This is a genomic window from Enterobacter sp. V87_3 (assembly GCF_029967835.1).
Classification (GTDB): domain Bacteria; phylum Pseudomonadota; class Gammaproteobacteria; order Enterobacterales; family Enterobacteriaceae; genus Enterobacter; species Enterobacter cancerogenus.
This window is the reverse complement of the sequence record NZ_JASCAM010000013.1, coordinates 13,178-33,154: the sequence shown is the minus strand read 5'-3', so window position 1 is coordinate 33,154 and position 19,977 is coordinate 13,178. Positions and strand designations below refer to the sequence as shown.

17 protein-coding genes are annotated in these 19,977 nt (G+C 56.6%); 5 read left to right on the top strand and 12 right to left on the bottom strand.

What is annotated here, in order from left to right; genetic code table 11:
* Window positions 1-129 precede the first annotated feature (129 nt).
* Both proA and proB read right to left on the bottom strand, forming a co-directional pair.
* Complete coding sequence (gene proA / locus QLG21_RS05230) at window positions 130-1,383, bottom strand: glutamate-5-semialdehyde dehydrogenase (RefSeq protein ID WP_282484001.1); 1,254 nt, start codon at window positions 1,381-1,383, stop codon at window positions 130-132.
* A gap of 11 nt (window positions 1,384-1,394) precedes the next feature.
* Complete coding sequence (proB, locus tag QLG21_RS05225; RefSeq protein ID WP_006176799.1) at window positions 1,395-2,498, bottom strand: glutamate 5-kinase; 1,104 nt, start codon at window positions 2,496-2,498, stop codon at window positions 1,395-1,397.
* Window positions 2,499-2,802: 304 nt separating this feature from the next.
* Here proB and phoE point away from each other — a divergent pair, with 304 nt between their 5' ends.
* Window positions 2,803-3,855: a phosphoporin PhoE gene (phoE, locus tag QLG21_RS05220; RefSeq protein WP_006176797.1), complete on the top strand. Its 1,053-nt coding sequence runs from the start codon at window positions 2,803-2,805 to the stop codon at window positions 3,853-3,855.
* A gap of 83 nt (window positions 3,856-3,938) precedes the next feature.
* Here phoE and crl read toward each other — a convergent pair whose 3' ends face one another.
* From crl to gpt, 3 genes are all read right to left on the bottom strand, one after another.
* Entirely contained in the window at window positions 3,939-4,340 is a 402-nt protein-coding gene (gene crl / locus QLG21_RS05215) for a sigma factor-binding protein Crl (protein ID WP_006176796.1), read from the bottom strand.
* A 57-nt stretch (window positions 4,341-4,397) separates the two neighbouring features.
* Window positions 4,398-5,642 (bottom strand): esterase FrsA, encoded by a 1,245-nt coding sequence (gene frsA / locus QLG21_RS05210; protein WP_202561720.1) that lies wholly within the window; start codon window positions 5,640-5,642, stop codon window positions 4,398-4,400.
* Between the two features lie 104 nt (window positions 5,643-5,746).
* Window positions 5,747-6,205 (bottom strand): xanthine phosphoribosyltransferase, encoded by a 459-nt coding sequence (gene gpt / locus QLG21_RS05205; protein ID WP_003863205.1) that lies wholly within the window; start codon window positions 6,203-6,205, stop codon window positions 5,747-5,749.
* A gap of 260 nt (window positions 6,206-6,465) precedes the next feature.
* Between gpt and pepD the strand changes: the two genes are divergently transcribed.
* A complete protein-coding gene (pepD, locus tag QLG21_RS05200; protein ID WP_282484000.1) occupies window positions 6,466-7,923 on the top strand; it encodes a cytosol nonspecific dipeptidase in 1,458 nt (485 codons plus the stop codon).
* Window positions 7,924-7,978: 55 nt separating this feature from the next.
* On the opposite strand, the gene dinB is transcribed toward pepD, so the two are convergent.
* Entirely contained in the window at window positions 7,979-9,037 is a 1,059-nt protein-coding gene (dinB, locus tag QLG21_RS05195; protein ID WP_282483999.1) for a DNA polymerase IV, read from the bottom strand.
* Window positions 9,038-9,278: 241 nt separating this feature from the next.
* Here dinB and dpaA point away from each other — a divergent pair, with 241 nt between their 5' ends.
* Window positions 9,279-10,019, top strand: coding sequence for a peptidoglycan meso-diaminopimelic acid protein amidase (gene dpaA, locus QLG21_RS05190; protein WP_006176792.1), 741 nt, complete (start codon window positions 9,279-9,281; stop codon window positions 10,017-10,019).
* On the opposite strand, the gene QLG21_RS05185 is transcribed toward dpaA, so the two are convergent.
* Window positions 9,990-10,757: a class II glutamine amidotransferase gene (locus tag QLG21_RS05185; protein ID WP_006176791.1), complete on the bottom strand. Its 768-nt coding sequence runs from the start codon at window positions 10,755-10,757 to the stop codon at window positions 9,990-9,992. The two genes, dpaA and QLG21_RS05185, sit on opposite strands and share 30 nt — an antisense overlap.
* 57 nt (window positions 10,758-10,814) lie before the next feature.
* Window positions 10,815-11,393 (bottom strand): D-sedoheptulose 7-phosphate isomerase, encoded by a 579-nt coding sequence (gene lpcA, locus QLG21_RS05180; protein WP_003863232.1) that lies wholly within the window; start codon window positions 11,391-11,393, stop codon window positions 10,815-10,817.
* Between the two features lie 239 nt (window positions 11,394-11,632).
* On the opposite strand from lpcA, the gene fadE reads away from it, so the two are divergent.
* Both fadE and QLG21_RS05170 read left to right on the top strand, forming a co-directional pair.
* The gene (gene fadE, locus QLG21_RS05175; protein ID WP_282483998.1) at window positions 11,633-14,077 is read left to right on the top strand and encodes an acyl-CoA dehydrogenase FadE; all 2,445 of its coding nucleotides are present in this window, start codon (window positions 11,633-11,635) and stop codon (window positions 14,075-14,077) included.
* Window positions 14,078-14,185: 108 nt separating this feature from the next.
* Window positions 14,186-14,956, top strand: a complete 771-nt coding sequence (locus tag QLG21_RS05170) for an amidohydrolase (protein ID WP_042320757.1) — start codon at window positions 14,186-14,188, stop codon at window positions 14,954-14,956.
* Window positions 14,957-15,011: 55 nt separating this feature from the next.
* On the opposite strand, the gene QLG21_RS05165 is transcribed toward QLG21_RS05170, so the two are convergent.
* The 4 genes from QLG21_RS05165 to QLG21_RS05150 are packed head-to-tail and all read right to left on the bottom strand — an operon-like array spanning window position 15,012 to window position 19,975.
* On the bottom strand, window positions 15,012-16,613 hold the full coding sequence (locus QLG21_RS05165) for a gamma-glutamyltransferase family protein (RefSeq protein ID WP_282483997.1): 1,602 nt from the start codon (window positions 16,611-16,613) through the stop codon (window positions 15,012-15,014).
* 9 nt (window positions 16,614-16,622) lie between these two features.
* On the bottom strand, window positions 16,623-17,498 hold the full coding sequence (locus tag QLG21_RS05160; protein WP_137849251.1) for an ABC transporter permease: 876 nt from the start codon (window positions 17,496-17,498) through the stop codon (window positions 16,623-16,625).
* A 2-nt stretch (window positions 17,499-17,500) separates the two neighbouring features.
* Window positions 17,501-18,442: an ABC transporter permease gene (locus QLG21_RS05155; protein WP_137849252.1), complete on the bottom strand. Its 942-nt coding sequence runs from the start codon at window positions 18,440-18,442 to the stop codon at window positions 17,501-17,503.
* A gap of 18 nt (window positions 18,443-18,460) precedes the next feature.
* Window positions 18,461-19,975, bottom strand: coding sequence for an ABC transporter substrate-binding protein (locus QLG21_RS05150; protein ID WP_171007394.1), 1,515 nt, complete (start codon window positions 19,973-19,975; stop codon window positions 18,461-18,463).
* Between the last annotated feature and the right edge of the window lie 2 nt (window positions 19,976-19,977).

Genomic DNA, 19,977 nt, shown 5'->3' with positions numbered 1-19,977 from the left:
TTTTGACGGGGTAAAACAGAGTGAAGGATCGTTTGCAGGCGTAGCCGCGACGAGAAGGAAAGGTGATGGCGCGGGTGATGCATTAAGGCCTTTGGAATCCATTGGCTACTTGCATCACCCGCCCGTTATTTACGCACGGATGGTATCATCGCCGAAGCCTATCCACTTATACGTGGTCAGTGCTTCCAGCCCCATCGGGCCGCGCGCATGCAGTTTTTGAGTGCTCACGGCCACTTCCGCGCCCAGGCCAAACTGGCCGCCGTCGGTGAATCGCGTAGAGGCATTTACATACACGGCTGAAGAATCCACTTCGTTCACAAAGCGATTCGCGTTGCGCAGCGTGCGGGTCAGGATCGCATCAGAGTGTTGCGTCCCGTGTTCACGGATGTGCGCAATAGCGTCGTCGAGATCGGCGACCACCTTCACGTTCAGATCCAGCGACAGAAACTCATCATCGTATTGCTCCGCTTTCACGGGAACCACGTTCGCCGGGCCGTCCTTCAGCAGCACCAGCGCACTGGCATCGGCGTGCAGTGTCACACCGCTTTGCGCCATCTGCTGGCTCAGCGCAGGCAGGAAGGTGCGTGCAATGCCCTGGTGCACCAGCAGCGTCTCTACGGTATTGCAGGTGCTCGGACGCTGAGTTTTAGCATTAACGATAATTTTTAGCGCAGGGTCAATTTCTGCGGTGTCATCCACCAGAATATGACACACGCCGATACCGCCGGTGATCACCGGGATGGTTGACTGCTCGCGACACAGCTTGTGCAGCCCTGCGCCACCGCGTGGGATCAGCATGTCGATGTATTTATCCATGCGCAGCATCTCGTTCACCAGCGCGCGGTCCGGGCTTTCAATGGCCTGCACGGCACCCGCCGGTAAGCCGCACTCTTCCAGCGCCTGCTGGATGACCTTCACCGTTGCCGCGTTGGTGCGCCAGGTCTCTTTCCCGCCGCGCAGAATGGCGGCGTTACCGGTTTTAAGACACAAAGAGGCCACGTCAACGGTGACGTTCGGACGGGCTTCGTAAATCACGCCGATGACGCCGAGCGGCACGCGGCGGCGTTCAAGACGCAAACCGCTGTCGAGCAGCCCGCCGTCAATCACCTGCCCGACCGGATCGGCCAGATTACAGACCTGACGAACATCGTCGGCAATGCTTTTCAGGCGCGCAGGATTGAGCGCCAGGCGGTCGAGCATCGCCTCGCTCAGGCCATTGCGACGCGCTTCCAGCAAATCCTGTTCGTTAGCGAGCAGGATCTCGGATGCCTGGGATTCCAGATAATCAGCGATTTTTTCCAGCACGCGGTTTTTCTCACGGCTGGAAAGGAGCGCCAGTTTATAAGAGGCGGCCTTCGCGGCGGCACCCATTTGTTCCAACATGTTCTGGCTCCTTAACGAATGATCATGTCATCGCGATGCACGGCTACCGGGCCATATTCATAGCCCAGAATAGCGTCGATCTGCTGCGAATGGTGGCCCGCAATACGGCGCAATGCGTCGCTGTTGTAGCGGCTTACGCCGTGGGCGATGTCGCGACCCTCGAGGTTACGGATGCGGATCACTTCACCACGCGAGAAGTTGCCTGTCACGCTTTTAATTCCTTTTGGAAGTAATGAACTCCCCCTTTCCAGAATAGCGGCAGTGGCCCCTTCATCAACGGTCAGCTCACCTGCTGGCGGCGCGCCGAAAATCCAGCGTTTACGGTTTTCCAGCGGTGACGCCTGCGCGTGGAAGCGCGTCCCAACGGAGATCCCTTCCATGACGTCGCCAATAACGCCCGGGCGGCTGCCCGCAGCGATGATGGTGTCGATACCCGCACGGCAGGCAACGTCAGCCGCCTGAAGTTTGGTGCCCATTCCGCCGGTTCCGAGGCCGGAAACGCTATCACCGGCGATGGCGCGTAAAGCATCGTCGATGCCGTGAACGTCTTTAATCAGCTCCGCTTCAGGGTTGGAACGCGGATCGGCAGTAAACAGGCCCTGCTGGTCAGTCAGAAGCAGGAGCTTATCGGCACCCGCCAGGATTGCGGCCAGCGCGGAAAGGTTATCGTTATCGCCCACTTTGATTTCAGCGGTCGCCACGGCATCGTTTTCGTTAATAACCGGAACAATATTGTTGTCCAGCAGCGCGCGCAGCGTATCGCGCGCGTTCAGAAAGCGTTCTCTGTCTTCCATGTCGGCACGCGTCAGCAGCATCTGCCCGACGTGAATACCGTAGATGGAGAACAGCTGTTCCCAGAGTTGAATGAGTCGGCTTTGTCCCACGGCGGCCAGCAGCTGTTTAGAGGCGATCGTCGCGGGGAGTTCGGGGTAGCCCAGGTGTTCACGCCCGGCGGCAATCGCCCCGGAAGTCACAATAACAATACGATGCCCTGCGGCATGCAGCTGAGCGCACTGACGTACAAGCTCAACAATGTGGGCGCGATTAAGGCGGCGCGATCCGCCTGTTAACACACTGGTACCGAGTTTTACCACCAGCGTCTGGCTGTCACTCATGATTATCTGCCGTTCATCAATAAGGGGAAATGAAGTCAAACGAACGTTTTAACAGGACTCAGGCCCGTTGCCAACCGCCTTAGCATAAAGCAGAACACTTTGTTGCGCGGGATCAGGAAGCCTAACGGCAGATTTTGACGCTTATATGACAGAAAAAATAAAACTGACTTTTTTAAACATATTCTTACTTTGTCATAAAACGTTCATTCGAGAACGATAAAACCCTTCCTGTTTTTTCACGGGACTTAAGCAAGCGCTTATCGTCCAGCGAATTTTAGCGCGTATATAACACTCAGGATTGAAAATGAACAAGAGTACTCTGGCATTAGTGGTAATGGGCGTTGTTGCTTCCGCATCGGTTCACGCAGCAGAAGTTTATAATAAGAACGGAAATAAACTGGATGTGTACGGCAAAGTAAAAGCAATGCATTACCTCAGCGATGATGATGCAAAAGACGGCGACCAGACCTACGTCCGTTTCGGTTTTAAAGGCGAAACGCAGATTAACGACCAGCTGACCGGCTATGGCCGCTGGGAAGCAGAATTTGCTGGCAACAAAGCAGAAAGCGATTCTTCTCAGAAAACCCGTCTTGCTTTCGCGGGGATTAAAATTAAAGACTTCGGTTCTTTCGACTACGGCCGTAACCTGGGCGCGCTGTACGACGTCGCAGCCCTGACCGATATGTTCCCGGAGTTCGGCGGTGACGGCCTGGCGCAGACTGATAACTTCATGACTAAACGCTCCAGCGGCTTGGCAACATACCGTAATACCGACTTTTTCGGTCTGGTCGATGGTCTTGATATGACCCTGCAGTACCAGGGCAAAAACGAAAACCGCGACGTTAAAAAACAGAACGGCGACGGCTTCGGCACCTCTCTGGGCTATGACTTCGGCGGCAGCGATTTCTCCATCATCGGCGCTTACGCTAGCTCTGATCGTACCAACGAGCAAAACCTGCAGGCGCGCGGCGAAGGTAAAAAAGCGGAAGGCTGGGCAACAGGCCTGAAGTACGACGGTAATGATATTTACCTGGCGACCATCTATTCTGAAACACGTAATATGGCCCCGATTTCAGGCGGCTTTGCCAATAAAGCGCAAAACTTCGAAGCCGTGGCGCAATACCAGTTTGATTTTGGTCTGCGTCCATCCATTGGTTATGTTCAGTCTAAAGGCAAAGATATCGAAGGGATCGGTGACGAAGATATCGTGAAATATATCGACGTGGGCGCGACCTATTATTTCAACAAAAATATGTCCGCCTTCGTTGATTATAAAATCAACCAGATTGACGACGATAATAAACTGGGCGTGAGCAGCGATGATATCGTTGCCCTGGGGATGACGTACCAGTTCTGATTTTGCAGTAATAAAAAACCGGCATAATGCCGGTTTTTTTTGTCCGGTGGCGGCTTCGCCTTACCCGGATGACCAACCTGACCTTACGCCGTCAGCTTAACCGCTTCGCTTGAGAAATCATCGGCGGGTTCCAGCTTCAGGTCCAGCGTTGCCAGCAGCGCCGTTGCTTTGGCAAGGTACTCTTTCAGCGTGTGCTCCAGACGATCGATCACTTCCTGATCTTTGATAGGCGCAGGCTGCCAGTTCCCTTCTTTATTAAACAGACCAAACTGGTAGCTGTAGGTGAAACGTTTTTCCTCTGCTTCCATTTCCATCCACCAGCCCCAGAATTCACGGCTTTCAGGTGCAGGCTTCACGTTGACGCATACGGCCAGGCAGTCGAAAAAAAAGCGATTCTCTTCACACTGCTCTTCTCGAATGTACGGGCCAAGAGCCATGAACTTCTTAATCAGTCTACTTTTCGGGTGTCCACTCGGTAACGTCATTACGATCTCCTTTTGTGAAGCCACTGTTTTACCAAACCGTCAAAATTTAGCAATCTATTAACACACTCTCTGAGCGATCCAGCGCGTGATCTCTTTCAACGCTTTGTCAAAATTCTGATACACCGGGCTGAATGGCACCTCAAGCAGTTTGCCATCGGAAGATGACGAGGTGATTAAACGCGACTCTTCCTCCGGGCTGAACGGATCGTTTTTCCAGAATCCGGAGAGCATCGGCGTAGGACACCGCCGCCCCAGTAAGCCCTGCGTTTTAAGGGAGTAACGATTAAGCTCCACGCGCAACGCTTCGTCTGATGCATCATGCATGCCAAGACGGCTCGCCAGCACGTCCAGATACATCTCAGGCACGCTGCCCTGCCGCACGGGATCGCTGAGCAGAGCATGGACGACCGGGCCAAGACAGGCGACCGCTTTCAGGCGGGGGGATTCAAGGTAGGCCAGACGCACCGCGACGTTGGCCCCGAAGCGAAAACCAAAGGCTGCCACGCGGGTATGATCAACCCATGGAATATTTTCCAGCGCTTTCAGCGCATGCTGGTGCAGCAGGCTCGAGTCCTGCGTCAGTTTCCACTTGGTTGAGAAGCCAATTGAGGGCATATCCAGCGTCAGCATGGCGATCCCTTTTGGTGCAAAGTAACGCTCAAACAGGCTGAAGTAATCAATCTGAAGCGAATCGAGGCCGCCGCACATCAGCACCGTCGGGAATGGCCCCTCGCCTTCCGGCATATGCAGGAAGCCGGTTACGGACGCTCCGCCGGGGATGGTAAATTCAAGCTCGCGCATGCGGCACGACAGCCGCTGAGCCGCTTCTTCGTAGGCGCGATTGGCCAGCGCCTGAGCCTGCTCGGCCAGCTCATCCCCCTTAAGATGGGGATAGGCGGCAATGCTGTAGAGGTTTGAGGCGTGCAGCCAGTGCTGGCCGCTGAGCGTGGCATCCTCTTCCTGGCTGGCTTTTTGCTGCCAGAGCATCGCCTGTTTAGACCACTCATAGATCCAGTTGCCGCCGCGATAGCCAACGACCGTATCGTACAGTTCGCTGTCGGTACGTTCGGCCTCGCTCATCACGATGCGCGCCTGCACTTCGAGGATTTCACGGGGATCGATACCGCGCCAAATCCACATCAGGCGGTTGATCATGCGATACCAGTGGGGGACATTTTTGCCGTCTAACGCAGACTGCACTGAAGGCATGGTGCCAGGGTTAAACCGGCGCACCAGCGTCGACGTCTCAGGATGTTTGAAACGGGGTTTGAAAAGAGTCTCAGTGAGATTCGCCTGCGTCATTGCGTTGCCTCCATGGATACGTCATTAAGAGACCATTGTAACGCGGCAGAGGCTAAAAAGAACAACGCCCGGCATGGCCGGGCGTGTAAAGTTACGTACTGGAATTAGCGGCCTGAAATAGGCGGTACAAAGACCACACCCATATCCCATGGCTGTTCAATCCAGGTATCCTGCGGGATATCAATCACGTAATCATCCACCAGCGGGCGACCAGCCGGCTTCGCGAAGATGGTCACGAAGTGAGCTTTCGGATACATTTCGCGGATAGCCACCGCGGTACCACCGGTATCCACCAGGTCATCGATAACGATGAAGCCTTCACCGTCGCCTTCTGCGCGTTTCAGCACTTTCAGCTCGCGCTGGTTGTCGTGGTCATAGCTGGAGATGCAAACGGTATCGACATGACGAATACCCAGCTCACGTGCCAGCAGCGCCCCCGGTACCAGACCGCCACGGCTGACGGCAATAATGCCTTTCCACTGTTCGGAAGGCATCAGACGCGCAGCCAGCTTGCGTGCGTGAATCTGCAACATGTCCCAGGTGACGACGTATTTTTCGCTCATGTGAAGTGTCCCAGCCTGTTTATCTACGGCTTAAAAAGTGTTCAAGGGGGAAATAGGTTGCGCGAGATTATAGAGATCTGACGCACTAAAAACCAGTGTTTAGCGCCCTGAGCCTGAGTTTTTACATGCTTAATGCTACCAGCAACCAGAGAAAGTGGTATTCTCAGTTTCATCTCGCAAGCCCGACTTGTGGTAACTATTAACCTGCTAACCCTGTGTCCTGCATCATTGTTTGCAGCGCACCGACAAGGAGACTTATCGTGTCTGAACTGTCTCAATTATCGCCACAGCCGCTGTGGGATATTTTTGCCAAAATCTGCTCCATTCCGCACCCGTCCTACCATGAAGAACAATTAGCCGAACACATTATGGGCTGGGCGAAGGAAAAAGGCCTGTACGCCGAGCGTGACCAGGTGGGCAACATCCTGATCCGTAAACCTGCAACCGCAGGGATGGAAAACCGTAAACCGGTTGTGCTGCAGGCGCACCTGGATATGGTTCCACAGAAAAACAACGATACCGTTCACGACTTCACCAAAGATCCTATTCAGCCGTACATCGATGGCGACTGGGTGAAAGCGCGCGGCACCACTCTTGGCGCGGACAACGGTATTGGCATGGCCTCTGCGCTGGCCGTGCTGGCAGACGACAGCGTTGAGCACGGCCCGCTGGAAGTGCTGCTGACCATGACCGAAGAAGCGGGCATGGACGGTGCGTTTGGCTTACAGGCGAACTGGCTGCAGGCTGACATCCTGATCAACACCGACTCAGAAGAAGAAGGTGAGATCTACATGGGCTGTGCGGGCGGGATTGATTTCATCTCTACCCTCCCGCTCTCCCGCGAAGCCGTTCCTGCGGGCTTCGAGACCTTCAAGCTGACGCTGAAAGGGCTGAAAGGCGGCCACTCCGGCGGCGATATTCATTTAGGTCTCGGCAATGCCAACAAACTGCTGGCGCGCTTCCTGGCAGGTCATGCGGCTGACCTGGATCTGCGTCTGGTGGATTTCAACGGCGGTACGCTGCGTAACGCGATCCCGCGTGAAGCCTTCGCCACCGTGGCCGTGCCTGCGGCAAAAGCAGACGAGCTGAAAAAGCTCGCCAGCGTTTATCTGGATATCCTGAAAAACGAACTGTCTGAGAAAGAGAAAAACCTGAACGTGGTGCTGGAATCTGTCTCTACAGATAAAGCCGCGCTGACCGCACAGTCACGCGACAGCTTCATTCAACTGCTGAACGCCACGCCAAACGGCGTGATCCGCAACTCCGACGTCGCGAAAGGCGTAGTAGAAACCTCTCTGAACGTGGGCGTGGTCACCATGAGCGATGAGAGCGCAGAGATCATCTGCCTGATCCGCTCGCTGATCGACAGCGGTAAAGAGTATGTCGTGAGCATGCTGGAATCTCTGGGTAAACTGGCTGGCGCGAACACCTCCGCGAAAGGCAGCTACCCGGGCTGGCAGCCGGATGCCACCTCTCCGGTGATGGCGCTGGTACGTGAAACCTATCAGCGTCTGTTCAACAGCACGCCGAATATCCAGGTGATCCACGCGGGTCTGGAGTGCGGTCTGTTCAAAAAACCGTACCCGAACATGGACATGGTTTCCATTGGGCCAACCATCACCGGGCCACACTCCCCGGATGAGCAGGTTCATATCGAAAGCGTGGGCCACTACTGGACGCTGCTGACGGAACTGCTGAAGGCGATCCCTGCGAAGTAATTAGCCGTTTGATGCCCGGTGGCGCTTCGCTTGCCGGGCCTACGATTGATACACGCTACAACCCTAATACCAGTTGCCGCTCCAACTGCGGATCCAGCAGCGTAACGTGCACCCCCACCAGCCGAACCCCTCGCCCTGCCCGCCGCTCTTCCCACGCTTTTTTCGCCGTAGCGATAAGATCGTCTTTATTCAGCCGGGGCCAGACGTGTTCCTGGGTGGTCTGCTGGAAATCGTTGAACTTGAGCTTGATGCCCTGACGGGCAATCAGCAGGTCCGGTTTCACCTTTGCCAGACGTCGTTCCAGCTCGGGATAGAGCTGATCGGTAATAATGGCTTCGCAATCTGACCAGTCGTGAATATCTTCTATCAGCGTGCGCTCGACCCCGACGGATTTACGCAGCCGTTCGCTGTTCACGTCGCGATCGTCAATCCCCTGGCTGCGCTCCCACAGCACGCGGCCAAATTTGCCAAAACGCTTGAGCAGCATCGCCAGATCGCTGCGCTGCACGTCTTCACAGGTCCGTAATCCCATGCTTTCAAGCTTGGCGGCAGAGACTTTCCCCACGCCGGGAATTTTACCGAGCGGCAGGGTTTTCAAAAACGCCGGGACCTCTTCAGGGGTGATGACGTACTGACCGTTGGGCTTATTGAGATCGGACGCGATTTTCGCCAGGAACTTCACCGGCGCGATGCCTGCCGATGCGGTCAGGTTTAGCTCGTCTGAGATGGTCTGGCGGATCTCCTGCGCCATCAGCGTGGCTGAGCCGTGGCAATGCAGGCTGTCAGTGACATCAAGATAGGCTTCGTCCAGCGAAAGCGGCTCAATCAGCGAGGTATAGCGGGAGAAAATTTCCCGTATGTGGGCGGAGGCTTCTTTATAGGCGTCGAAGCGCCCCGGTAAAAGGGTGAGATGAGGGCACAGCTTCAGCGCCATTGCCGTAGGCATTGCGCTGCGTACGCCAAATTTGCGCGCAGGATAGTTGGCGGTACTGATGACGCCACGCTGGACGCGGTTTCCGCCTATCGCGATAGGGATATCCCGTAGCGCCGGATTATCACGCATCTCTACCGCAGCGAAAAAGCAGTCCATATCGACATGGATTATTTTGCGCATAGTAAACCCTCACTCATCACTGGATAAGTATACAGTAAACATAAGCAAATTGAGAAGCGTCCGTGATACGAGCGGCGTCTGCACACTTTATAAAGGAAAACTAATGTGTAAACTAACAGCTTCGCTATTGCGAAAATCTATAGCGATGATAATGTGAGCGCTCCTGTCCAGAATAATCTGATTTCGGGTCTCTTTTGCCGTCCTGGCAAGTTGGTCATGGTTTTATCAAGGAACAAGTAGTATGCGTAAAATCGCATTATTCATTGCGATGCTTCTGATTCCGTGTGTGTCGTTTGCCGGGCTGCTCAGCAGCAACAGTTCAACCACACCCATCAGCAAAGAATATAAGCAGCAGTTAATGGGATCCCCGGTTTATATTCAAATCTTCAAGGAAGAGCGCACTCTCGACCTGTATGTCAAAATGGGCGAGACGTATCAGTTGCTTGATAGTTATAAGATTTGTAACTATTCAGGGGGCCTTGGTCCAAAACAACGTCAGGGCGACTTCAAGAGTCCGGAAGGGTTTTACAATGTTCAGCGTAGCCAGCTAAAACCTGACAGCCGTTTCTATAAAGCGATTAACATCGGTTTCCCGAATGCCTTCGACCGTGCCCACGGTTATGAGGGTAAATACCTGATGATCCACGGTGCCTGCGTGTCTGTCGGCTGTTACGCGATGACCGATACGGGCATTGATGAGATTTTCCAGTTCGTGACCGGCGCACTGGTCTTTGGTCAGCCGAACGTGCAGGTGAGCATTTATCCGTTCCGCATGACCGATGCCAACATGGCGCGTCACAAATACTCTTACTACGCGGATTTCTGGAAACAGCTGAAGCCGGGTTACGACTACTTTGAACAGACCCATAAGCCGCCGGTTGTTTCGGTTGTGGATGGGCGTTATCTGGTCAGCAAACCGCTGAGCCACGAAGTCGTCCACCCACAGCTGGCGTCAAACTACACGGTCCCCGAGGCAAAATAACGCCCACTCGCCTGGCATAATCTTTTGCCAGGCTTCGTTGCCCGTCAGCGGCTGCGTCGCGATCACGGTGACCACATCGTTCGGCGTGGTCTCCTTCTGAAAATCTATCTCCACATCCTGATCGAGCAGCGTGGCCACACCAAACGGCGCACGGCGGGTGATCCAGAACAGGTTCGTCGAACAGTACGCCATCACGTAGCGCCCGTCAGACAACAGCATGTTGAATACCCCTTTCTCGCGCAATTCTGTCGCCAGTAACGCAATGTATTTGAACACCGCGGCCATGTTGCCCGGCGTGCGGGGATAGCGTTCCGTCAGCTTGTGCAGCAGCCAGCAAAACGCTTTTTCGCTGTCGGTTTCTCCAACCGGGCGGAAATTGCCCGTTTCAAGCGATTTATAGCCCGTCAGTTGGCCGTTATGCGCGTAGGTCCAGTTGCGGCCCCACAGCTCGCGGGTAAAGGGATGCGTGTTTTCCAACGCCACTTCGCCGCGATTTGCCTGACGAATGTGGGCGATAACCGAGTGGGATTTTATCGGGTAATCCTGCACCAGTTTGGCAATGGGCGAGTTGAAGCTGGGTTGTGGATCTTTAAACGTGCGACAGCCTTTGCCTTCGTAGAAGGTAATGCCCCAGCCGTCTTTATGCGGCCCGGTTCCCCCACCGCGCTGCACCAGCCCGGTGAAACTAAAGCAGATATCGGTTGGCACATTGGCGCTCATCCCGAGCAGTTCGCACATACATCACCTCCACAACAGCGGGGGCAGCGCCCCAATGGATATGCCCCCCGCGAAGTCTTACTTAACCATCTCTTTTTCGATCAGCTGGATCAGGATGTGGATCACTTTGATGTGAATTTCCTGAACGCGATCTGCATAGCCGAAGTGCGGAACACGAATTTCGATATCGGCCGTACCGTCCATCTTACCGCCATCTTTACCGGTCAGGGTGATGACTTTCATCCCTTTTTCACGCGCGGCGGCGATCGCTTTGATCACGTTTGCGGAGTTACCGGAGGTCGAAATCCCCAGCAGCACGTCGCCTTCACGGCCTACCGCTTCCACGTAGCGGGAAAAAATGTGGTCGTAACCGAAGTCATTGCCTACGCAGGAGATGTGGCTCACGTCGGAAATCGCAATCGCCGGGTAGCCCGGACGGTTTTCACGATAGCGCCCGGTCAGCTCTTCTGCGAAGTGCATGGCATCACAGTGGGAACCACCGTTACCGCAGGAGAGCACTTTACCACCGGCTTTGAAGCTGTCGGCCAGCAGGACCGCAGCGCGCTGAATCGCGTGAATATTGGCATCATCTTTCAGAAAATTAGCCAGCGTTTCCGCCGCTTCGTTCAGTTCGTTACGAATAAGATCCTGGTACATGAGGATAATCCTTCAGTATTGATGAGATAACAGGATGGAGTGTACCGGATACCACTAAAAGCGAGAAGCTAAAGCCTTGCGAAACGTCCGGCGTTTTGCTTTTTCGTGCCGGCTTAACCGCGAACAATGTGAACCAGGTTGTAATTATTTTGTAAACACATTGCTAAAGGAATTCACATCAACTACAACCATATCATCACAAGTGGTCAGACCTCCTACAAGCAAGGGAGCTTTTCGTTATGATGATTTTGAGCATTATCGCAACCGTTGTTCTGCTCGGTGTGTTGTTCTATCACCGCGTCAATCTCTTCCTCAGCAGCCTGATCCTGCTGGTATGGACGGCAGCGCTTGCCGTAGCAGGGCTTTGGAATATCTGGCTTTTAGTTCCGCTGGCCCTCATCCTTCTGCCGCTTAACCTGGTGCCGATGCGTAAGTCGATGATCTCCGCGCCGGTATTCAAAGGCTTCCGCAAGGTGATGCCACCGATGTCGCGTACAGAGAAAGAGGCGATCGACGCGGGCACCACCTGGTGGGAAGGCGATCTGTTCCAGGGCAATCCAGACTGGAAAAAGCTGCACAACTATCCGCAGCCGCGCCTGACCGCAGAGGAGCAGGCCTTTATCGATGGCCCGGTGGAAGAAGCGTGCCGCATGGCGAACGACTTCGCTATCACCCATGAGATGGCCGACCTGCCTCCTGAACTGTGGGCTTACCTGAAAGAGCATCGCTTCTTCGCGATGATCATCAAGAAAGAGTACGGCGGTCTGGAATTCTCCGCTTACGCTCAGGCGCGCGTGCTGCAGAAGCTGGCGGGAGTCTCCGGGATCCTGGCGATCACCGTGGGTGTGCCAAACTCTCTCGGCCCGGGCGAACTGCTGCAGCATTACGGTACTGAAGAACAGAAAGATCACTATCTGCCGCGTCTGGCACGCGGTCAGGAGATCCCGTGCTTCGCCCTGACCAGCCCGGAAGCGGGTTCCGACGCCGGTGCGATCCCGGATACCGGCGTGGTGTGTATGGGCGAGTGGCAGGGTGAGCAGGTGCTGGGCATGCGCCTCACCTGGAACAAGCGTTACATCACCCTGGCCCCTATCGCTACCGTGCTGGGCCTGGCGTTTAAGCTCTCCGACCCGGAAAAACTGCTGGGCGGCGAGGAAGATCTGGGCATTACCTGTGCGTTGATCCCAACCTCTACCCCGGGCGTTGAAATTGGCCGTCGCCACTTCCCTTTGAACGTACCGTTCCAGAACGGTCCAACCCGTGGACAGGATATCTTTGTGCCGATTGATTACATCATCGGTGGCCCGAAAATGGCCGGTCAGGGCTGGCGTATGCTGGTGGAGTGTCTGTCCGTCGGTCGCGGTATTACCCTGCCGTCAAACTCAACCGGTGGCCTGAAATCCGTGGCGATGGGGATTGGTGCTTACGCGCATATCCGCCGTCAGTTCAAAATTTCCATCGGCAAGATGGAAGGTATTGAAGAGCCGCTGGCGCGTATCGCAGGCAATGCCTACGTGATGGACGCCGCCGCATCGTTGATTACCTACGGCATTATGCTCGGCGAAAAACCGGCCGTGCTGTCGGCGATTGTGAAGTACCACTGTACCCACCGCGCGCAGCAGTCAATCATCGACGCGATGGATATTGCGGGCGGTAAAGGCATTATGCTCGGCGAAGGCAACTTCCTGGCGCGCGGCTATCAGGGCTCACCGATTGCGATTACCGTGGAAGGGGCAAACATCCTGACCCGCAGCATGATGATCTTCGGCCAGGGGGCGATCCGCTGTCATCCTTACGTGCTGGAAGAGATGGCTGCTGCGCAGAATAACGACGTGGATGCCTTTGATAAGCTACTGTTCAAACATATTGGCCATGTGGGCAGTAACGAGGTTCGCAGCTTCTGGCTGGGCCTGACGCGCGGCCTCACCAGCGCCACGCCAACCGGTGACGCAACAAAACGCTACTATCAGCACCTGAACCGCCTGAGCGCGAACCTCGCCCTGCTGTCGGATGTGTCGATGGCGGTGCTGGGCGGTAGCCTGAAACGTCGCGAGCGTATCTCTGCCCGTCTGGGTGACGTGCTGAGTCAGGTATTCCTGGCCTCTGCGGTCCTGAAACGTTACGACGATGAAGGTCGTCATGAAGCGGATCTGCCGCTGGTACACTGGGGCGTGCAGGATGCGCTTTATCAGGCTGAACAGGCGATTGACGATCTGCTGGCAAACTTCCCGAACCGCTTCGTGGCGGGCGCGCTGCGGGTGGCTATCTTCCCGACCGGTCGCCATCATCTTGCGCCATCCGACCTGCTGGACCACAAAGTGGCGAAGATCCTGCAAATACCGAGCGCGACCCGCTCCCGTATTGGCCGCGGTCAGTATCTGGCACCCACGTCGCATAACCCGGTCGGTCTGCTTGAAGAAGCGCTGCTCGACGTGATGGCCGCCGACCCGATTCACCAGAAGATCTGCAAACAGCTGGGCAAAAACCTGCCGTTCACACGTCTGGATGAGCTGGCGAAACAGGCCCTGGCCGGCGGCATTATTGATAACAATGAAGCCGCCCTGCTGGTGAAAGCCGAAGAGAGCCGTCTGCGCAGCATCAACGTGGATGATTTCGAGCCGGACGAGCTGGCGACGCAGCCGGTAAAGCTGCCGGAGAAGGTCCGCAAACCTGAAGCCGCTTAACGCGTTTCGCTTCCCTAAACCCCGCCTCGCGCGGGGTTTTTTATTGCCACATTTTCCCGTAATGACGTGCTACAGTGTCAAAAAGCGGTCTTGTGAGGAGTCTGAATCGTGCCGGGTTTAAAGCTTTCTATTTTGCAGCAACCTTTAGTGTGGATGGATGGCCCTGCCAACCTGCGCCACTTCGATCGTCAACTGGAAGAGATTACCGGGCGCGATGTGATTGTCCTGCCAGAGATGTTCACCACAGGCTTTGCGATGGAAGCGGCGAAACAGTCGATGCCGCAGGATGACGTCGTGGCCTGGATGCACGCCAAAGCCCGTCAGACCAACGCCCTGATTGCCGGTAGCGCCGCTCTGCAAACTGAGCGTGGGGCGGTAAACCGTTTCCTGCTGGTTGAGCCTGAGGGGAACGTGCATTTCTACGATAAGCGCCATCTGTTCCGCATGGCGGATGAGCACCATCATTACGAGGCGGGTAACGAGCGCGTGGTGTTCGAGTGGCGCGGGTGGCGCATCCTGCCGCTGGTCTGCTACGACCTGCGCTTCCCGGTCTGGTCGCGCAACCGCGACGATTACGATCTGGCGCTGTACGTCGCTAACTGGCCTGCCCCGCGTTCCCTGCACTGGCAGGCGCTGCTGACGGCGCGCGCCATTGAGAACCAGGCCTATGTGGCGGGCTGTAACCGTGTGGGTACCGATGGCAACGGGCATCACTATCGCGGCGACAGCCGGGTGGTTAACCCGCAGGGTGAGATTATTGCGACCGCCGAGCCGCATCAGGCGACGCGCATTGATGCGGAGCTGTCGCTGACGGCGCTGAAGGAGTATCGGGAGAAGTTTCCTGCGTGGCAGGATGCGGATCCGTTTAGTATTGGGTAAAAAAAAGCCGGGTGGCGGCTACGCCTTACCCGGCCTACAAATGCTGCTCGCGCGTTTAACTCACCAACGCCTGTCCGTCTTTACGGCTCTCCGTTGCCGCCACGTAGTGTCCCTCCGGCATCCGGTAAATCACCTGCGCACCGCCAAAGTTATAATCCTGCAGCGGATCTTCCACCACAATCTGATGCCCCCGCTCGCGCAGGGCGGCAATGGTGTTGCGGTCGAACGTCGACTCGACTATCACTTCCCTGCCCTGCACCACGCGCCAGCGCGGGGCATCAATTGCCGCCTGCGGGTTTTGGCCGTGCAGCATGATGCGCAGCGCCATCTGCATGTGTCCCTGCGCCTGCATCGGCCCGCCCATGACGCCGAATGACATCAGCGGTTTGCCGTTTCCGTCCATCGCAAAACCGGGAATGATGGTATGGAACGGACGCTTGCTGCCGGCCAGCGCATTGGGATGTTTTGGATCCAGCACAAACCCACAGCCCCGGTTTTGCAGGCTGATCCCCGTGTCCGGCACGACGATCCCCGAGCCAAAGCCCATAAAGTTTGACTGAATAAATGAGACCATCATGCCGCTGGCATCAGCCGTACTCAGGTACACCGTGCCGCTCTGGGTCGGTGAACCGTAGACAAAATCAGAGGCCTTATCCTGATCGATAAGCGCCGCGCGCGCCTTGAGATAATGGTCGCTCAGTAGCTCTTTCGCCGCGAACTCCATATGGTCTTCATCGGCAACGTAGCGATCGAGATCCGCCAGCGCCAGCTTCATCGCCTCAATGGCGAGGTGCAGCCCCTGCACAGAATCCGGGTGATGCTGCTCAATACCGCACTGCTCAAGAATGCCAAGCGCAATCAGCGTGGCGATCCCCTGGCCGTTCGGCGGCAACTCCTGTACCGAGCCACCGGCAAAATCGCGCGACAGCAGGTCCACCCAGTCTACGCGATGGTTTGCCAGATCTTCGGTTGTCAGGTGTGCGCCATGCTCTTTGGCGAAAGCGGCGATTTTTTGTGCCAGCTCGCCATGGTAAAACGCTTCGCCGTTAGTTTTGGCAATCAGTTCCAGCGAGTTCGCCTGGGCCGGGTTACGGAAGATTTCCCCCACGCGCGGCGCACGGCCTTGCGGCGCAAAACAGGCGCTAAAGCCCGGCTGGTCTTTCAGCTTGTTGTAGCCACGCTGCCAGAGATGGCCAATCAGCGGGGAGACGGGAAAACCGTTGCGCGCATACTCAATTGCCGGCTGTGCCAGCGTGGTGAGCGGCAATGTACCAAAACGTTCCGCCAGGGCAACCCAGCCCGATACCGCGCCCGGCACCGTAACGGCGTCCCAGCCAATTTCCGGCACGGCAGTTTTCCCGGCAAACAGATCGGCATGCCAGCTGGCAGGCGAGCGGCCCGACGCATTCAAACCGTGAAGCTTTTCTCCGTCCCAGACGATGGCAAACGCATCGCTGCCGATGCCGTTGCCGGTTGGCTCGACAACGGTTAACGCCATGGCCATTGCCACCGCTGCATCCACGGCGTTACCGCCCAGCTGGAGCATACGCATACCCGCCTGCGCCGCCAGCGGCTGCGAGGTTGCAACGGCGTTGTGGCCCAGCATCGGCGGGCGGCGTGAAGCGTAACCGGACGTAAAATCAAGCGCTTTGGTCATTATGACTCCTTAGTCGTGGCGCGGATCGAGCGCATCGCGCAGTCCGTCGCCGAGTAAATTAAAGCCCTGCACGGCAAGGAAAATCGCCACGCCGGGGAAAATAGACATCCACGGCGCTTGCTCAAGGAAACCTTTGGCGGTGTTGAGCATCGAGCCCCAGGACGGGTTCGGCGGCTGCTGTCCCAGCCCCAGAAACGACAGGCTGGCTTCGGCGATGATCGCCGAGGCAATCGCCAGCGTGGCCTGCACCAGAATCGGCGACATGACGTTGGGCAGTACGTATTTGATGATGATCCAGCGATCCGGCAGACCAATCGCCCGTGCACCGTCGATGTACTCTTCGTTGCGAATGGCGATCACCTGGCCGCGCGTCAGGCGGGCGAAGATCGGCATCGCCGAGAGGCCAATAGCGATCATCGCGTTGGTCAGGCTCGGGCCTAAAAATGCCCCGAGCGCGATCGCCATGATCAGGAACGGACAGGCCAGCAGCGCTTCAATAAAGCGTGAGATCACGCCATCCCACATCTTCTGGAAGTAGCCTGCCACCAGCCCCAGCGGCACGCCGATAACCACAGCGATGACCACCGACATACAGCCGGCCATCAGCGAGGTTTGCGCTCCCCAGATAATGCGCGATAAGATGTCGCGCCCCAGCTCGTCGGTGCCAAACCAGTACATCGCCGACGGCGCTTTGCGCACCGCCAGGAAGTTGGCTTTCACCGGGTCGAACGGGGCGATCCACGGCGCCAGCAGCGCCACCAGCACGAAGAAGCCCACCACGACCGCGCCGATCACCGCGCTTTTATTGGCAAGGAATTTTGTTAACACCCTGCTCTTCGCGCGTGGCAGCGCAGGCGCAACGGTTTGAGTTGTCAGTTCCGCCATCGTTAACCTCGCATTTTCGGGTTGATAAGCACGTAGAGCACGTCGGCCAGAAGATTGAGCATCAAGAAGCCGATCGCCACGATCAGCACCACGCCCTGCACCACCGCATAGTCGCGGTTGAATACCGAGTCGACGATCATCTTGCCAAAGCCCGGAATGGTGAAGACCTGCTCGGTCAACACCGCACCGCCCAGCAATTCACCAAACAGTAGCGTGGTCAGGGTGATCACCGGCACCAGCGCATTGCGAAAGGCATGCTTTAAGATCACGGCGTTTGGCAATAGCCCCTTTGCCCGTGCGGTGCGGATATAATCCGCTTTTAATACCGCGATCATGGAGGCGCGGGAATGACGCATCAGCGTGGCGGCCAGCCCCGTACCGAGCACGGAGGCAGGCAGCAGCAACGTGCGCAGGTTCTGGATCGGATCTTCACTGAACGGTACATAGCCGGACGCAGGCAGCCACTGCAGGTTGACCGAGAAAACCAGAATCAGCAGGATCCCCAGCCAGAAGTGCGGGATCGAGATCCCCGAGATCGCCACGAAATTCGCCCCGTGATCGACCCAGCTGTTTTTGTTTACCGCCGCGAGGATCCCCATGCTGATGCCAAACACCAGCGCGATGATCATCGCCAGCAGCGACAGCTCCAGCGTCACAGGCAGCTTGCTGGCGATCAGCTGCGTCACCGGCTCGTGGGTGCGCAGGGAGACGCCAAGGTCGCCCTGCAGCGCACGCGTCAGCCAGTTGAAGTACTGCACGGGGATCGGCGCATCCAGGTTAAGCTCGGCGCGCAGCTGGGCGATCACCGCCGGGTCGCGCTCCTCCCCGGCCATGGCGATCAGCGGGTCGCCGGGCAGCAGCTTTTGCAGCCCGAACACCATCATGCTCACCAGCAGCAGAGTGGGGATGGCCAGCAGCAGACGTTTGCAAATCAGTTCCAGCATGGGTTCTCCTCAGGGCGTTTATTTTGCCAGCGTCAAACCGGCCAGACGCACGATGCCGTCCGGGTAAGGTTTAAAGCCCTGCACGCGCTTGTTCAGACCAAAAATGCGCGGTTCGAAGTAGAGGTAAGCGATCGGCATGTCGGTCTGAAGCTGCTTGACCACGTTGTTGTACAGCGGCTGGCGCGCTGCCTGATCGGTGCTCTGGCGCGCCTGGGTCAGCCATTCATCCACTTGTGCATTGCTGTAACGCCCGTCGTTAAGCGTGCCTTTGCTGTGAACAAAGCCGTAGATGCTGCCATCCGGATCCGGACGTCCCGACCAGCCGGAGAAGCTCAGTTGATAATCACCGCTCTGCTGACGGTCGAGCAGCGTGGCGAACTCGGTCATTTGCAAATTGAGGGTAAAGCCCGCCTCCGCCACCATCGCCTGTAAAACCTGGCCGACCTGCTGGGAAATCGGGTTATTTGGCACCAGCAGATTGACGGTCAGCGGCGTGGTAACGCCTGCGGCTTTCAGTAACGCTTTGGCTTTATCGACGTCGCGCGGCGGCACCGGCAGGTTGACGTGATACGGGCTTACCGGCGAAAACGCCTGGTTGGACGGGGTGTAAAGACCTTCAAAGACCACCTGGTTTAACGCATCGCGGTCAATGGCCTGAGAGAAGGCTTCGCGCACGCGCGCATCCTTGAACGGATCGTTGGCCGGCACCTTGCCATTGTTAATGTTGAAGGTAATGCCCTGATAACCCAGACCGGTCACCTTCGCCAGCGCCAGCTTGCTGTCGGCCTCAACGGTTTTAACGTCGCTTGCGGCAATCCCTTCGGTCAGGTCAAGATCGCCCGCGCGCAGGTTGGCCAGGCGCACGGAGGCATCCGGGATCGGCAAATAGATGATTTTGTCGAAGTGGTAGGCGTCTTTATTCCAGTAGTTGTCGAAACGCGTCAGAACAATACGATCCTGGGACACGCGGCTGTCGAATTTATACGGCCCCGAGCAGACGGGATGCGCGGCAAAATCCGGTTTTTTCGCCGCGTCTGGCGCCATCATCGCTCCGGCGCGATCGGTCAACTGCATCAGCAAAGCGGCATCAGGGGTTTTCAGGTGCAGGGCAATCTGCATTGGACCCGTCACCTCAACCGACTCCACGGAGGAGATTTCACTTTTACGCAGCGAGCCTTTTAACGTCAGGGCGCGGTCGAGGTTGTATTTAGCGGCTGCCGCGTCGAATTTTTCCCCGTCGTGGAAAGTCACCCCTTCACGCAGATTCAGGGTCAAGGTTTTACCGTCATCGCTCCAGGCCCAGTCTTTCGCCAGCCCCGGTACCACTTTCAGATGCTCATCGACGTCCACCAGCCTGTCGCACAGGGAGGCAAAAACAAAACGACCGTAATAGGTGCGCGCCAGATGCGGATCGAGCATGTCCGGATCGGCACCCAGACCAATTCGCAGCACGCTTTCAGACTGGGCGGGCAACGCCGCGCCTAACAACATGACACTTCCCAGTACGGTCAAAAAAGAGTTACGCATTGTCATTA

Excerpts from the sequence above, each read along its gene's own strand:
- QLG21_RS05150 (WP_171007394.1), bottom strand. The coding sequence starts at position 19,975 with ATGACAATGCGTAACTCTTTTTTGACCGTACTGGGAAGTGTCATGTTG.
- QLG21_RS05165 (WP_282483997.1), bottom strand. The coding sequence starts at position 16,613 with ATGACCAAAGCGCTTGATTTTACGTCCGGTTACGCTTCACGCCGCCCG.
- crl (WP_006176796.1), bottom strand. The coding sequence starts at position 4,340 with ATGACGTTACCGAGTGGACACCCGAAAAGTAGACTGATTAAGAAGTTC.
- gpt (WP_003863205.1), bottom strand. The coding sequence starts at position 6,205 with ATGAGCGAAAAATACGTCGTCACCTGGGACATGTTGCAGATTCACGCA.
- lpcA (WP_003863232.1), bottom strand. The coding sequence starts at position 11,393 with ATGTACCAGGATCTTATTCGTAACGAACTGAACGAAGCGGCGGAAACG.
- frsA (WP_202561720.1), bottom strand. The coding sequence starts at position 5,642 with ATGACGCAGGCGAATCTCACTGAGACTCTTTTCAAACCCCGTTTCAAA.
- phoE (WP_006176797.1), top strand. The coding sequence starts at position 2,803 with ATGAACAAGAGTACTCTGGCATTAGTGGTAATGGGCGTTGTTGCTTCC.
- QLG21_RS05155 (WP_137849252.1), bottom strand. The coding sequence starts at position 18,442 with ATGCTGGAACTGATTTGCAAACGTCTGCTGCTGGCCATCCCCACTCTG.
- proA (WP_282484001.1), bottom strand. The coding sequence starts at position 1,383 with ATGTTGGAACAAATGGGTGCCGCCGCGAAGGCCGCCTCTTATAAACTG.
- dinB (WP_282483999.1), bottom strand. The coding sequence starts at position 9,037 with ATGCGCAAAATAATCCATGTCGATATGGACTGCTTTTTCGCTGCGGTA.
- fadE (WP_282483998.1), top strand. The coding sequence starts at position 11,633 with ATGATGATTTTGAGCATTATCGCAACCGTTGTTCTGCTCGGTGTGTTG.
- dpaA (WP_006176792.1), top strand. The coding sequence starts at position 9,279 with ATGCGTAAAATCGCATTATTCATTGCGATGCTTCTGATTCCGTGTGTG.
- proB (WP_006176799.1), bottom strand. The coding sequence starts at position 2,498 with ATGAGTGACAGCCAGACGCTGGTGGTAAAACTCGGTACCAGTGTGTTA.
- QLG21_RS05160 (WP_137849251.1), bottom strand. The coding sequence starts at position 17,498 with ATGGCGGAACTGACAACTCAAACCGTTGCGCCTGCGCTGCCACGCGCG.
- QLG21_RS05185 (WP_006176791.1), bottom strand. The coding sequence starts at position 10,757 with ATGTGCGAACTGCTCGGGATGAGCGCCAATGTGCCAACCGATATCTGC.